This window comes from Pseudomonas sp. Z3-8 (genome assembly GCF_051131975.1).
Classification (GTDB): domain Bacteria; phylum Pseudomonadota; class Gammaproteobacteria; order Pseudomonadales; family Pseudomonadaceae; genus Aquipseudomonas.
In genome coordinates, this window is sequence record NZ_CP071643.1 from 4877069 (window position 1) to 4891490 (window position 14422).

Below are 14422 nucleotides of genomic sequence, written 5' to 3' on the forward strand. Positions count from 1 at the left end.
CGTCGAATAACAACAAAAAGGAGAGACGCCATGTACCAGCATTTCATCGAAGGGCTGCAACGCCTCGGCCGGGCGCTGATGCTGCCGATCGCGATCCTGCCGATTGCCGGCCTGCTGTTGCGCCTGGGTGACACGGACCTGTTGAATATCGCCATCATTCACGACGCCGGCCAGGCGATCTTCGCCAACCTGGCACTGATTTTCGCCATCGGCATTGCCGTGGGCTTCGCCCGGGACAACAACGGCACCGCCGGGCTGGCCGGGGCGATCGGCTACCTGGTCATGATCGCGACGCTGAAGGTACTCGACGCGACCATCAACATGGGCATGCTCGCCGGGATCATCAGTGGCCTGCTGGCTGGCGCGCTGTACAACCGCTTCAAGGACATCAAGCTGCCGGAGTACCTGGCGTTTTTTGGTGGTCGGCGTTTCGTGCCGATTGTCACCGGTTTCAGCGCCGTGGGCCTGGGCGTCGTGTTCGGCCTGATCTGGCCGCCGATCCAGCATGGCATCAACGGCTTCGGCGAACTGCTGATGGCCAGCGGCAGCTTCGGCGCGTTCGTGTTCGGCGTGTTCAATCGGCTGCTGATCGTCACCGGCCTGCACCACATCCTCAACAACATGGCCTGGTTCATCTTCGGCAGCTTCACCGACCCGGCGACCGGCGCGGTGGTCACCGGTGACCTGACCCGCTATTTCGCCGGCGACCCCAAGGGCGGCCAGTTCATGACCGGCATGTTCCCGGTGATGCTCTTCGGTCTGCCCGCCGCATGCCTGGCGATGTACCGCAACGCCCTGCCCCAGAGGCGCAAGGTAATGGGCGGGATCCTGCTGTCGATGGCGCTGACCTCGTTCCTGACCGGCGTCACCGAGCCGATCGAATTTGCCTTCATGTTCCTTGCGCCGCTGTTGTACCTGGTCCACGCGCTGCTCACCGGCCTGTCGATGGCGGTGACCAACCTGTTGGACATTCACCTGGGCTTCACCTTTTCGGGTGGTTTCATCGACATGGTGCTGGGCTGGGGCAAATCCACCAACGGCTGGCTGGTCGTCCCGGTGGGCCTGGCGTACGCGCTGATCTATTACCTGGTGTTCGACTTCTGCATCCGCCGCTTCGACCTCAAGACCCCGGGGCGTGAAGAGGTGCCGGCGGGCGACAAACCGGTCATCGCCGAAAACCAGCGAGCCGCAGCCTACATCCAGGCGCTGGGCGGTGCCGACAACCTGATCACCGTCGGCGCCTGTACTACTCGCCTGCGCCTGGACATGGTGGACCGCAACAAGGCGTCCGACGCCCAGCTCAAGGCCCTCGGCGCCATGGCCGTGGTTCGCCCGGGCTATGGCGGTAGCTTGCAGGTGGTGGTCGGGCCGATGGCTGACAGCATCGCCGATGAAATTCGCCAGGCCTTGCCCTCCTCCGAACAGACGGCCTCTGTCGCTGTACTGGATAGCGTTGAACCGTCACCACAGGCCGGCGCTGTCGAAGCACAGAAATGGCTGGATGCCTTGGGCGGCAATCACAACGTGGTGCAACTCGATTGCGTGGCGATGAGCCGTTTGCGGGTGCAACTGGCCGATGGTAAGGGATTGTCGGAAAGCCAGCTAAAAGCGCTTGGCTGCCAGGGGGTCAGCGCGCTGGAGGATGGCGTTTGGCACTTGTTGCTGGGAGAGAAAGCGCCGGGGGTGTGGCGGGCGTTGGAGGCGGTGATCGTGAGTCGTAAGGCGGATGTCAAAGCCTGATCTTTTATTGCCTGGAAGTACGCCATCGCGAGCAAGCTCGCTCCCACAGTGGATTCTTTTGATGTGCAGATGTGATTCACACCCTACCCTGTGGGAGCGAGCTTGCTCGCGATGGGGCCGGCACAAGCAACGTTAAATATCTGATGCACAAAATACCCGTGGCGAGGGAGCTTGCTCCCGCTGGGTCGCGCAGCGGCCCCGGTTTTTGCGACTGCTACGCAGCCGAGCGGGAGCAAGCGCCCTCGCCACGGGATTCGCGTACACAGAATCGCAGGCAATAAAAAAACCCGCTGAATCAGTCAGCGGGTTTTTTTCATTTCAGCGAGAGACGATCAGAGATCCTCCAAACGCCATACTTCATACGCCGGTGTCTCGTAGGGGTGGCTCTGTTTCAGCGCCTCCACCACGGGCCGGATCAACCCGTCGGCCACTACCAGCTCCACCTTCCATTCCTCGACCTGCTCGACCTGCCCCGCCTCGCCAATAAACGGCTGGCTGCCGTCCAAGGGGCGAAACTGGCCCAGGCCCAGTACTTGCCAGGCGCAGTGGTCATAGTCGCCGATCCGCCCGCCACCGGCGGCGAATACAGCGCTTTTGACCACGTCCACATGGCTGGCCGGGACGAAGAAGCAGAGCTTGTACACCGCCTCAGTTCACCCAGACGCGCGCGTTGCGGAACATGCGCATCCATGGCGCGTCTTCGTTCCAGTCGTCCGAACGCCACGAGTTCTGCACCGCGCGGAACACTCGCTCCGGGTGCGGCATCATGATCGTGACGCGGCCGTCGCGGCTGGTCAGGCCGGTGATCCCGCGTGGCGAGCCGTTCGGGTTGGCCGGGTAGGTTTCGGTGACCTTGCCATGGTTGTCGACAAAACGCAGCGACACACAACCGGACAGATCGGCTTCAAGCAATGCTTCTTCGCTTTCGAATTCCGCATGGCCTTCGCCGTGGGCAATGGCGATCGGCATGCGCGAACCGGCCATGCCCTGCAGGAAGATCGAGTTCGACTCCTGCACCTGGACCATCGCCACGCGCGCTTCGAACTGCTCGGAGCGGTTGCGCACGAAGTGCGGCCAGAACTCGCTGCCCGGGATCAGCTCGTGCAGGTTGGACATCATCTGGCAACCGTTGCACACGCCGAGGGTGAAGCTGTCGGTGCGCTCGAAGAAGCCCTGGAACGCGTCGCGGGCGCGGCTGTTGAACAGCGCCGACTTGGCCCAGCCTTCACCGGCACCCAGCACGTCGCCGTAGGAGAAGCCGCCGCAAGCGACCATGCCCTTGAAGTCGTTCAGGTCGACACGGCCGGCGAGGATGTCGCTCATGTGTACGTCGATCGCGTTGAACCCGGCGCGGTCGAACGCCGCGGCCATTTCCACCTGGCCGTTGACGCCCTGCTCGCGCAGGACCGCCACTTGCGGGCGAACGCCTTTCTTGATGTAAGGCGCGGCCACGTTGTCGTTCACGTCGTAGCTGAGCTTGGCGCTCAGGCCCGGGTTGTCTTCTTCCAGGATCGCGTCGAATTCCTGCTCGGCGCAGTCGGCGTTGTCGCGCAGGCGCTGGATCTGGTAGCTGGTCTCGGCCCACTGGCGCTGCAACAGGCGGCGCTGGCCTTCGAAGACGGTGTCGCGATTGAAGGTGATGTTGATGTGGGCGTTGTTGATCGGCTGGCCGATCACCGAGACGCACTCGGCCAGGCCGGCGGCGCTGAACTGGGCGAGGATATCCGGGGTGGCGTCCTGGCGAACCTGGATCACCGCACCGAGTTCCTCGTTGAACAGGATGGCCGGGATTTCGCTGGCCGATTCGGCCACGCTGTCCAGGGTCAGGTTCAGGCCGCAGTGGCCGGCGAAGGCCATTTCCATCACGGTGGTCAGCAAGCCACCATCGGAACGGTCATGGTAGGCCAGCAGATGACCGTCGGCGTTGAGGCCCTGGATCACGGCGAAGAACGCCTTCAAGTCCTCGGCATCGTCGACGTCCGGCGCTTGCGAGCCGAGCTTGCCATGCACCTGGGCCAGGATCGAGGCGCCCATGCGGTTCTGGCCACGGCCCAGGTCGATCAGGATCAGGTCGGTGGTGCCCTTGTCCATGCGCAGTTGCGGGGTCAGGGTCTGGCGGATGTCGGTGACCGGGGCGAAACCGGTCACGATCAGCGACAGCGGCGAGGTCACGCTCTTGTCCACGCCTTCATCGTTCCAGCGGGTGGCCATGGACATGGAGTCCTTGCCCACCGGAATGGTGATGCCCAGCTCAGGGCACAGCTCCATGCCGACAGCCTTGACGGTGTCGTACAGGCGGGCGTCTTCACCCGGGTGACCGGCGGCGGACATCCAGTTGGCCGACAGCTTGATGTCGGAGATCTTGCCGATGCGCGAGGCCGCGATGTTGGTCAGGGTCTCGCCGATCGCCATGCGGCCCGACGCCGGAGCGTCCAGCAGCGCCAGCGGGGTACGTTCGCCCATGGCCATGGCTTCGCCGGTGTAGACGTCGAAGCTGGTGGCGGTCACGGCCACGTCGGCCACCGGCACCTGCCATGGGCCGACCATCTGGTCGCGCGCCACGAGGCCGGTGATGCTGCGATCGCCAATGGTGATCAGGAAGCTCTTGCTCGCCACGGCCGGGTGATGCAGGACGCGCTCGATGGAGTCGGCGATGTCGAGGGTGGACGGATCGAAATCATCCCCCAGCTCGGCTTCGCGGACGGCCGAACGGTGCATGCGCGGGGCTTTGCCCAGCAGCACTTCCAGCGGCATGTCCACCGGGCTGTTGCCGAAATGACTGTCGGTGACGGTCAGTTGCGGCTCGGCGGTGGCTTCGCCGACGACCGCGAACGGGCAGCGCTCACGCTCGCAGATCGCCTTGAAGCGCTCGAAGTCGGCCGGGCCGACCGCCAGGACGTAACGTTCCTGGGATTCGTTGCTCCAGATTTCGTGCGGGGCCATGCCCGGCTCGTCGTTCGGAATGTTGCGCAATTCGAAGCGACCACCACGACCGCCGTCGTTGACCAGCTCCGGGAAGGCATTGGACAGGCCGCCCGCGCCGACGTCATGGATGAAGCTGATGGGGTTCTGCTCGCCCAGCTGCCAGCAACGGTCGATGACTTCCTGGCAGCGGCGTTCCATTTCCGGGTTTTCGCGCTGGACCGAGGCGAAGTCCAGGTCCGCCGAGCTGGTCCCGGTGGCCATGGAGGAAGCGGCGCCGCCGCCCAGGCCGATCAGCATGGCCGGGCCGCCGAGGACGATCAGCTTGGAGCCGACCAGGATCTCGCCCTTCTGTACGTGTTCGGCGCGGATGTTGCCCATGCCGCCGGCGAGCATGATCGGCTTGTGATAGCCACGAACCTCTTCACCGCGCGGGGTGTTGATGGACTGCTCGAAAGTACGGAAGTAACCGGTCAGGGCCGGACGGCCGAATTCGTTGTTGAATGCCGCCCCGCCGAGCGGGCCTTCGATCATGATGTCGAGGGCGTTGACGATGCGCTCAGGTTTGCCGTAAGGCTTTTCCCACGGCTGTTCAAAGCCCGGGATCTGCAGGTTCGACACGGTGAAGCCGGTCAGGCCGGCCTTGGGCTTGGCGCCACGGCCGGTAGCGCCTTCGTCGCGGATCTCGCCACCGGAACCGGTGGACGCGCCCGGGAACGGGGCGATGGCGGTCGGGTGGTTGTGGGTCTCGACCTTCATCAGGATGTGCACCGGCTCCTGGACCGCACCGTACTGGCGGGTCTCAGGGTTCGGGTAGAAGCGGCCGGCAACGTTGCCGACGATCACCGCCGCGTTGTCCTTGTAGGCCGACAGTACACCTTCGTTGTGCATCTGGTAGGTGTTCTTGATCATGCCGAACAGGCTTTTTTCCTGGCTCTGGCCGTCAATGTCCCAACTGGCGTTGAAGATCTTGTGGCGGCAGTGCTCGGAGTTGGCCTGGGCGAACATCATCAGTTCGATGTCGTGCGGGTTGCGCTGCAAGCCCTGGAAGGCGTCGACCAGGTAATCGATCTCGTCTTCGGCCAGGGCCAGGCCCAGCTCGGCGTTGGCTTTTTCCAGCGCGGCGCGGCCACCGCCCAGCACGTCGATAGCGGTCAGCGGCTTGGGTTCGGCGTGGCTGAACAGGCCGGCGGCCTGCTCCAGGTTGCCCAGAACGAGCTGGGTCATGCGGTCATGCAGGCCATCGGCAATCAGTTGGGCCTCGGCCTCGCTGAACTCACCGGCGACATAAAAAGCAATGCCGCGCTCCAGACGCTGGATTTTCGCCAGGCCGCAATTGCGCGCAATATCGCTGGCCTTGCTCGACCACGGCGAAATGGTGCCGAAACGCGGCAATACCAAAAACAGACGACCGGTCGGTTCCTGGACGGGAACGCTGGGACCGTACTTCAGAAGGCGCGCGAGCACCTGCTGTTCGTCGCCGGTCAAACCGCCGGTGACTTCGGCGAAGTGAGCGAATTCAGCATACAAGCCGCTGACAGCCGGTACTTTCTGGCTCAGTTGCTCAAGAAGTTTGCTGTGGCGAAAGGCAGAAAGGGCAGGAGCGCCGCGCAGGATCAACATCTTCGGGACAGCCTCGGGAAGGGGTGTGCTTTGAGGCCGTGCATTCTAGCCTAAACCGCTGGCGACGGCACCCGAAACGCTACGTGTGATGCCAGCCGGACGTCGGTCATCCCGCCGACGGCTGCAGCCAGGCGTCATTGGGATAATTCAGCGGAGTTATTTTTTTCCGGCGCAACCGCCGCCGCACGCCGGCCCGCCTGCGTTGCGGACACGTTTTGCAACTTCTAGCAGACTGGCCTTTTGCTGTCGATATATGGCGGTCGAGGCCGTTTGCGTATACTGCGCAGATGTTTTCCCCAACGGCTTTGCGTCCGCGGTACGCCAGATGGCTGATCGCAACCGGACTCTTCCTGGTGCTCAGTGGTTGTGTTGAGAAACCCAACACACTGGAGCGCGTAAAGGAGGATGGCGTGCTGCGGGTGGTTACCCGGAACAGCCCCGCCACCTACTTCCAGGATCGCAATGGTGAAACCGGCTTCGAATACGAGCTGGTGAAGCGCTTCGCCGAGGATTTGGGGGTCGAGCTGAAGATCGAGACCGCTGACAACCTCGACGACCTGTTCAGCCAGGTCGGCAAGCCCAATGGCCCGGTGCTGGCCGCGGCGGGCCTGGTCAGCAGCGAACAGCGCAAGAAACAGGTACGGTTCTCCCACGCCTACCTGGAGGTTACCCCGCAGGTCATCTACCGCAACGGCCAGTCCCGCCCCACCGACGCGGCCGCCCTGGCGGGCAAGAAGATCATGGTGCTCAAGGGCAGCTCCCACGCGGAGCAGCTGGCGCAGTTGAAACAGCAGTATCCGGGAATCGAATACGAGGAATCCGACGCGGTTGAAGTCGTCGACCTGCTGCGCATGGTCGATGAAGGCCAGATCGACCTGACGCTGGTGGATTCCAACGAAGTGGCGATGAACCAGGTGTACTTCCCTAACGTGCGCGTGGCGTTCGACCTCGGCGATGCCCGCAGCCAGAGCTGGGCGGTGGGCCCCGGCGAAGACAACAGCCTGCTCAACGAAATCAACGCCTACCTCGACAAGGTGCAGAAGAACGGCACGCTGCAACGCCTCAAGGACCGCTATTACGGGCACGTCGACGTCCTCGGCTACATGGGCGCGACCACCTTCGCCCAGCATCTGCAGCAACGCCTGCCCAAATACGAGCAACACTTCAAGACCTACGCCAAGAAGGAAAAGGTCGACTGGCGCCTGCTGGCTGCCATCGGCTACCAGGAATCGCTGTGGCAACCAACGGTCACCTCCAAGACCGGCGTGCGCGGCCTGATGATGCTGACCCAGAACACCGCCCAGGCCATGGGTGTGTCCAACCGCCTCGATCCGAAGCAGAGCATCATGGGCGGCGCCAAGTACCTGGCCTATATGAAGGAGCAGCTGGACGAGAGCATCGAGGAGCCGGACCGCACCTGGTTCGCCCTCGCCGCCTACAACGTGGGCAGTGGTCACTTGGACGATGCGCGCAAGCTCGCCGCCAAGGAAGGACTGAACCCGAACAAGTGGCTCGACGTGAAGAAGATCCTGCCGCGCCTGTCCCAGAAACAGTGGTACAGCAAGACCCGCTACGGCTACGCCCGGGGCGGCGAACCGGTGCATTTCGTGGCGAACATCCGTCGCTACTACGACATTCTCACATGGGTGACGCAGCCACAGCTCGAAGGCGACCAGGTGGCCGAAGGCAACCTGCATGTACCGGGCGTGGACAAGAGCAAGCCTAACCAGGAATCTCCACAGCTCTGACAGCTGCCTTCCCCACAGTCTTGCCTGGTTTATCCACAAGTTTTATGTCCTCCCAGCGCCCCTGTGGGAGCGAGCTTGCTCGCGATAGCGGTCTGTCAGTCAACATTCATGTTGAATATCAGGCCCTCATCGCGAGCAAGCTCGCTCCCACAGTTTTGATTGGGGTGCTTACTCGGTGGGATCAGGGTCGGGCAGCCGCCAGGATCAACGCTTTCATCTCCGACACAGCCGACTTGAACCCGACAAACAACGCATGGGCTACCAGCGCGTGGCCGATGTTCAGCTCGTTGATGCCCTTGATGGCCGCGACGGCTTCAACGTTGTGGTAATGCAGACCATGGCCGGCATTGACGATCAGCCCCTGGGCCAGGCCGAAGCTGACGCCGTCGGCGACCCGCTGCAGCTCATCGGCCACGTCCGTAGGTGTCTCGGCGTCGGCGTAACGGCCGGTGTGCAGCTCGATGGCCGGCGCACCGACTCGTTTGGAAGCTTCGATCTGCCGTTCATCGGCATCGATGAACAGCGAGACCTCGGCGCCGATCTTCGACAGGCGCTCCACCGCCAGGCTGATCCGCGACTCCTGCCCCGCTACATCCAGGCCGCCTTCGGTGGTCAATTCCTGGCGCGTCTCCGGAACCAGGCAGATGTGCGCCGGACGGATGCGTTCGGCGAACGCCATCATTTCCTCGGTCACGCCCATTTCGAAATTCATGCGAGTCTGCAGTACATCCTTGAGCAGCAGAACGTCGCGTTCCTGGATGTGCCGACGGTCTTCGCGCAAGTGCACGGTGATGCCATCGGCGCCCGCCTCTTCGGCGTCCAGCGCGGCCTTGACCGGGTCCGGGTAACGCGTACCACGGGCCTGGCGCAGAGTGGCGACATGGTCGATGTTCACGCCGAGAAGAATGCGATTGCTGGTGCTCACGAAAAGCGCTCCTGAATGGACAGAGATTCGGCCCACAGCATACGGGGAGATCAGGGCTTGCGAAACAACTCGCGACTGACCAGCGGCCGGCCGCCCAAATGAACCGCCAGGGCCTGGCGCATCAGACGCTTGGCCGCCGCCAGCGCGCCAGGCGCTGTCCAGTCGGCTTCGGCCATGGCCAGCAACTCGACGCCGTTGAACAGTCCCGGTTGCAGCAGGTAGACCCGCTCCAGGCCTGCATCCACTTGCAGGCGATACAGACCGTCAGCCGCAATAGGATCACCGTGCAGGTCGGCGTCCAGGGCAAAACCGTAGCCCAGGTCATCCAGCAGACGCCATTCGAAAGAGCGCAGCAATGGCTCCAAGGGTCGACCCTCGGCCAGGGCCAGCAACGTGGCGGTGTAATGGTCGAACACGGCGGGATGGGGATCTTCGGCGGGCAGCAGGCGGATCAGCAATTCGTTGAGGTACAGGCCACTGAACAGCGCTTCGCCATTGAGCCAGGAGGCGACGCCATTGCTTTCCATGCGCCCGACATTCTTCAACTCACCCCGGCCGCGAAACTCGACTTCCAGCGGCACGAACGGCCGCGCCAGCGTCCCGGCCTTGCCCCGAGCCCCCCGCAACACCGCCCGCAGCCGCCCTTGAGGCGTGAGGAAGTCCACCAGGGCGCTGCTTTCGCGGTAGGCGCGGGAATGCAGGACGTAGGCGGATTGAGCGATAGGTTGAGACATGGAAGTCGCAGTTCTCAATGAGCGAGCAAAATTTTATAAAGACCCCGAAACCAATGTGGGAGCGAGCTTGCTCGCGATAGCGGTCTGTCAGTCAACACAGATGTTGAATATCAGCCCCTCATCGCGAGCAAGCTCGCTCCCACAATGGTTCTCGGTATATCCAGTCAGATAATCAGAGGTCGCCGTAACCCAGCGAGCGCAGCGCCCGCTCGTCGTCGGACCAGCCACCCTTCACCTTGACCCACAGGTTGAGCATGATCTTGGAGTCGAACAGCAGCTCCATGTCCTTGCGCGCCTCGGTGCCGATGCGCTTGATGCGCTCACCCTTGTCGCCAATGATGATTTTTTTCTGGCCGTCACGCTCGACGAGGATCAAGGCATGGATGTGCAGGGTCTTGCCCTGCTGCTTGAACTCTTCGATTTCCACCGTGATCTGGTACGGCAGCTCGGCACCCATCTGGCGCATGATTTTCTCGCGCACCAGTTCGGCGGCGAGGAAACGGCTGCTGCGGTCGGTGATCTGGTCTTCGGGGAAGAAGTGATCGTTTTCCGGCAGGTGCTCGGCGATTACCCGCTCCAGCGCGTCGAGGTTGTGACCGTGCTGGGCTGAAATCGGGATGATCTGGGCATTCGGCAACTGCTCCTGCAACCAGCTCAGGTGCGGCATCAGCTCGGCTTTGTCTTCGATGCGGTCGGTCTTGTTCAGCGCAACGATCAACGGACCGGTCACGTACTGGACACGCTCGAGGACCATCTGGTCTTCTTCGGTCCACTTGGTGCGGTCGACCACGAAGATCACCACGTCAACGTCCTTCAACGCCGCCGAGGCCGTCTTGTTCATGTAGCGGTTCAAGGCCTTCTCGCCACCCTTGTGCATGCCGGGCGTGTCGACGTAGATCGCCTGGACGGCGCCTTCGGTCTTGATGCCGAGCATGTTGTGGCGAGTGGTCTGCGGCTTGCGCGACGTGATAGCCAGCTTCTGGCCGAGGATGTGGTTGAGCAACGTCGACTTGCCCACGTTCGGCCGGCCAACGATGGCGACATAGCCGCAGCGGGTGACGGTTGTATCAGTCATTGCCATTCTCCACGCCCAGGGCGATCAGTGCTGCAGCGGCCGCTACCTGTTCGGCAATACGACGGCTGACGCCCTGGCCTCGGCTTTTTTCATTCAATAGGACCACTTCGCATTCGACGAAGAAGGTTCGGCAATGTGGCTCACCCTGGATATCCACCACTTCGTAGCGCGGCAGTTCGCAGCTGCGCGACTGCAGGAATTCCTGCAAGCGCGTCTTGGGATCCTTGTTGGTGTCCACCAGCGTCAGGCTGTCGATCTCGGAAGTCAGCCAGGCCAGCACGCGCTCGCGGGCCATTTCCATGCCGGAATCCAGATAGATCGCGCCAATCAGCGCTTCCAGGGCATCGGCCAGGATCGATTCGCGACGAAAACCGCCACTTTTCAACTCGCCGGAGCCCAGGCGCAGGTAATCGCCCAGGTCAAAACCACGGGCCAGTACCGCCAGGGTCTCACCTTTTACCAACCGTGCACGCAAACGCGACAACTGGCCTTCCCGCGCCAGGGGGAAGCGTTCGAACAACGCCTCGCCGGCCACGAAGTTGAGGATGGCATCGCCGAGGAATTCCAGGCGTTCGTTGTTGCGCCCGGCAAAACTGCGGTGAGTCAGGGCCAGGAGCATCAGCTCCTGATCCTTGAAAGTGTAGCCGAGCTGACGCTCGAGACGGCTTAGAGAAACGCTCACGGTTTACCCACGCTGAGTTCGTGGCTGGATTCCACCGCCACGGCGGCTGAGCGCCGTTGGCTTGGGACAATTAACGCTGTGTTCAAAAATGACGTCCTGACTATCGTTGGCTTCATGCCTTCGGGCAGCCTTGTGCAGGCTCCAGAAATGCATTCGGCGCTGTGTTCAACAGCGCCGTGTGTGATTACTTGATCAGGCCAACCCGCGAGAAATTCGGCAGGTGACTGAGTTTGGGTTCCGGCCAGCTCATCCAGACCGCAAAGGCCTTGCCGACGATGTTGCGGTCGGGGACCATGCCCAGCATGTCCCTGGGAATGTTCGGATCATCCCAGTAGCGGCTGTCGTTGGAATTGTCGCGGTTGTCGCCCATCATGAAATAGTGCCCGGCCGGCACGGTCCACGAATGGTCCGGCGTGGCGCGGTAGCGGCTCATTTCCTTGCGGATCAGGTGTTCCGCCTCGCCGAGTTTTTCCTTGTAGAGCTCGGCGCTGCCCAGCGTGCCCGGTTCGGAGCCGATCAACTGCTCAGCCACCAGTTCGCCGTTGACGAACAGACGCTTGTCGGCGGTGTAGCGAATCCTGTCGCCCGGCAGGCCGACCACACGCTTGATGTAGTTGACGTTCGGGTCGCTCGGGAAGCGGAACACCATGACATCACCCCGTTGCGGGTCGCCGATCTCGATGACTTTCTTGTCGATCACCGGCAGCCGGATCCCGTAGGAAAACTTGTTCACCAGGATGAAGTCGCCCACGTCCAGGGTCGGCTTCATCGAGCCGGACGGGATCTGGAACGGCTCCACAAGAAACGAGCGCAGCACGAGGACGATGAACAGCACCGGGAAGAACGACTTGCCGTATTCGACCAGCAGCGGTTCCTTGTTGAGCTTTTCGATGACCACACCATCAGGCTGGCTGACGCTGCCCTGATATGAGGCAATGGCGGCCCGACGCCGAGGCGCCAGGAACAACAGATCAAGCAACGCCAACAGGCCGCAGACGAACACGGCGATCACCAGCAACAGCGGGAAATTTAGCGACATAGGACCTAACTATCCAACCTGAGCACCGCAAGGAAGGCTTCCTGTGGAATTTCCACGTTACCGACCTGCTTCATGCGTTTTTTACCGGCCTTCTGCTTTTCCAACAGCTTGCGCTTACGGCTGACGTCGCCGCCGTAGCATTTGGCCAATACGTTCTTTCTGAGTGCCTTGACGGTTGTGCGCGCCACAATCTGCCCGCCAATGGCGGCCTGGATTGCCACGTCGAACATCTGCCGCGGAATCAGCTCCTTCATCTTCTCGGTCAACGCGCGACCTTTGTAGTGCGCGTTGTCACGGTGCACGATCAATGCCAGGGCATCGACTTTCTCGCCGTTGATCAACACATCCAGCTTCACCAGATTAGCCGATTGGTAACGATCGAAATGATAGTCCAGCGAAGCATAGCCGCGGCTGGTGGATTTCAGGCGGTCGAAGAAGTCCAGCACCACTTCGTTCATCGGCAAGTCGTAGGTCACCTGGACCTGCGTGCCGAGGAACAGCATGTCGTGTTGCACGCCACGCTTCTCGATGCACAGGGTAATGACGTTGCCCAGGTGTTCCTGAGGCACAAGGATATTCGCCCGCACGATTGGCTCGCGCATGTCCTCGATGGCCGACAGGTCCGGCAGCTTGGACGGGTTGTCGACGTAGATGGTCTCGCCGTTCTTGAGCAGCAGCTCGAAGATCACCGTCGGCGCCGTGGTGATCAGGTCCAGGTCGTATTCGCGCTCCAGGCGCTCCTGGATGATTTCCATGTGCAGCATGCCGAGGAACCCGCAGCGGAAGCCGAAGCCCAGGGCGTCGGAGCTTTCCGGGGTGTACTGCAGGGACGAGTCGTTCAGGGTCAGCTTCTGCAGCGCTTCGCGGAAATCCTCGAAGTCGTCGGAGCTGACCGGGAACAGGCCCGCATAAACCTGCGGCTGGATGCGCTTGAAGCCCGGCAGCACGTCGACGTCGGGGGTCGAGCTCAAGGTCAGGGTGTCGCCGACCGGTGCACCATGGATGTCCTTGATGCCGGCGATGATAAAACCGACTTCGCCAGCCTTCAGGTCGACGGTGGCCGTGTGTTTCGGGTTGAACACACCGACGCTGTCCACCAGGTGGATCTTGCCGGTGGACTTGACCAGGATCTTGTCGCCCTTCTTCACGCGGCCATGGCGCACGCGAACCAGGGAGACCACGCCCAGGTAGTTGTCGAACCACGAGTCGATGATCAACGCTTGCAGCGGATCTTCGATATTGCCGGTCGGCGCCGGAATGGTAGTGACCAGGCGCTCGAGCACTTCATCCACGCCCAGGCCGGTCTTGGCGCTGCAAGTGACCGCGTCGGTGGCGTCGATGCCGATGATTTTCTCGATTTCTTCTTTCACGCGGTCCGGATCGGCCTGGGGCAGGTCGATCTTGTTCAGCACCGGCATGACTTCCAGGCCCTGCTCGATGGCCGTGTAGCAGTTGGCGACCGACTGGGCCTCGACGCCCTGGCCGGCATCGACAACCAACAGCGCGCCTTCGCAGGCCGCCAGCGACCGGCTGACTTCATAGGTGAAGTCGACGTGGCCGGGGGTGTCGATGAAGTTGAGCTGGTAGGTGACGCCGTCGCGAGCCTTGTAATAGAGGGTAACGCTATGGGCCTTGATGGTGATCCCGCGCTCACGCTCGAGGTCCATGGAGTCCAGGACCTGGGCTTCCATTTCACGCTCGGCCAGACCGCCGCACATCTGGATGAAGCGATCAGCCAGCGTCGACTTGCCATGGTCAATGTGGGCGATGATGGAGAAATTGCGGATATGACTCAAATCACTCACGGATCAACACTCAAAAAGGCTGCAGGCAAGGCCCGCCGAAAAATAGCCGGGAATTGTACCTGATCCATCGTGCAAGCGTCACGTGTGGCGAGGGAGCTTGCTCCCGCTGGGCTGCGAAGCGGCCCCTCG

General features: G+C 62.2%; 10 protein-coding genes. 2 read left to right on the forward strand and 8 right to left on the reverse strand.

Translation table 11 applies throughout. From position 1 onward, the window contains the following. Nucleotides 1-30: 30 nt before the first annotated feature. Nucleotides 31-1740: an N-acetylglucosamine-specific PTS transporter subunit IIBC gene (nagE, locus tag J3P94_RS22360; RefSeq protein WP_434569693.1), complete on the forward strand. Its 1710-nt coding sequence runs from the start codon at nucleotides 31-33 to the stop codon at nucleotides 1738-1740. Nucleotides 1741-2072: 332 nt separating this feature from the next. Here the strand turns inward: nagE and J3P94_RS22365 are convergent, their stop codons facing one another. Beyond that, nucleotides 2073-2384 (reverse strand): NGG1p interacting factor NIF3, encoded by a 312-nt coding sequence (locus tag J3P94_RS22365; RefSeq protein ID WP_434569694.1) that lies wholly within the window; start codon nucleotides 2382-2384, stop codon nucleotides 2073-2075. Nucleotides 2385-2388: 4 nt separating this feature from the next. After that, nucleotides 2389-6285, reverse strand: coding sequence for a phosphoribosylformylglycinamidine synthase (purL, locus tag J3P94_RS22370; RefSeq protein WP_434569695.1), 3897 nt, complete (start codon nucleotides 6283-6285; stop codon nucleotides 2389-2391). A gap of 287 nt (nucleotides 6286-6572) precedes the next feature. Between purL and mltF the strand changes: the two genes are divergently transcribed. Beyond that, nucleotides 6573-8033 carry a membrane-bound lytic murein transglycosylase MltF gene (gene mltF / locus J3P94_RS22375; protein WP_305496550.1) on the forward strand — a complete coding sequence of 487 codons (1461 nt, stop codon included), beginning with the start codon at nucleotides 6573-6575 and terminating at the stop codon, nucleotides 8031-8033. Between the two features lie 181 nt (nucleotides 8034-8214). On the opposite strand, the gene pdxJ is transcribed toward mltF, so the two are convergent. The 6 genes from pdxJ to lepA form a co-directional block, all read right to left on the reverse strand. After that, nucleotides 8215-8958 (reverse strand): pyridoxine 5'-phosphate synthase, encoded by a 744-nt coding sequence (pdxJ, locus tag J3P94_RS22380; RefSeq protein ID WP_434569696.1) that lies wholly within the window; start codon nucleotides 8956-8958, stop codon nucleotides 8215-8217. A gap of 50 nt (nucleotides 8959-9008) precedes the next feature. Next, entirely contained in the window at nucleotides 9009-9692 is a 684-nt protein-coding gene (recO, locus tag J3P94_RS22385) for a DNA repair protein RecO (protein WP_434569697.1), read from the reverse strand. Between the two features lie 172 nt (nucleotides 9693-9864). Continuing rightward, on the reverse strand, nucleotides 9865-10767 hold the full coding sequence (gene era, locus J3P94_RS22390; RefSeq protein ID WP_072345611.1) for a GTPase Era: 903 nt from the start codon (nucleotides 10765-10767) through the stop codon (nucleotides 9865-9867). Beyond that, a complete protein-coding gene (rnc, locus tag J3P94_RS22395) occupies nucleotides 10760-11449 on the reverse strand; it encodes a ribonuclease III (protein WP_030139612.1) in 690 nt (229 codons plus the stop codon). The genes era and rnc overlap by 8 nt, the downstream gene beginning before the upstream one ends. A 184-nt stretch (nucleotides 11450-11633) precedes the next feature. Then, nucleotides 11634-12488 carry a signal peptidase I gene (gene lepB, locus J3P94_RS22400; protein ID WP_305496556.1) on the reverse strand — a complete coding sequence of 285 codons (855 nt, stop codon included), beginning with the start codon at nucleotides 12486-12488 and terminating at the stop codon, nucleotides 11634-11636. Nucleotides 12489-12493: 5 nt separating this feature from the next. Next, nucleotides 12494-14293: a translation elongation factor 4 gene (gene lepA, locus J3P94_RS22405; protein ID WP_053124835.1), complete on the reverse strand. Its 1800-nt coding sequence runs from the start codon at nucleotides 14291-14293 to the stop codon at nucleotides 12494-12496. Between the last annotated feature and the right edge of the window lie 129 nt (nucleotides 14294-14422).

What these genes read in the sequence shown, in the direction of transcription:
- recO (WP_434569697.1), bottom strand. Translation starts at nt 9,692, where the DNA reads ATGTCTCAACCTATCGCTCAATCCGCCTACGTCCTGCATTCCCGCGCC.
- lepB (WP_305496556.1), bottom strand. Translation starts at nt 12,488, where the DNA reads ATGTCGCTAAATTTCCCGCTGTTGCTGGTGATCGCCGTGTTCGTCTGC.
- era (WP_072345611.1), bottom strand. Translation starts at nt 10,767, where the DNA reads ATGACTGATACAACCGTCACCCGCTGCGGCTATGTCGCCATCGTTGGC.
- mltF (WP_305496550.1), top strand. Translation starts at nt 6,573, where the DNA reads ATGTTTTCCCCAACGGCTTTGCGTCCGCGGTACGCCAGATGGCTGATC.
- purL (WP_434569695.1), bottom strand. Translation starts at nt 6,285, where the DNA reads ATGTTGATCCTGCGCGGCGCTCCTGCCCTTTCTGCCTTTCGCCACAGC.
- nagE (WP_434569693.1), top strand. Translation starts at nt 31, where the DNA reads ATGTACCAGCATTTCATCGAAGGGCTGCAACGCCTCGGCCGGGCGCTG.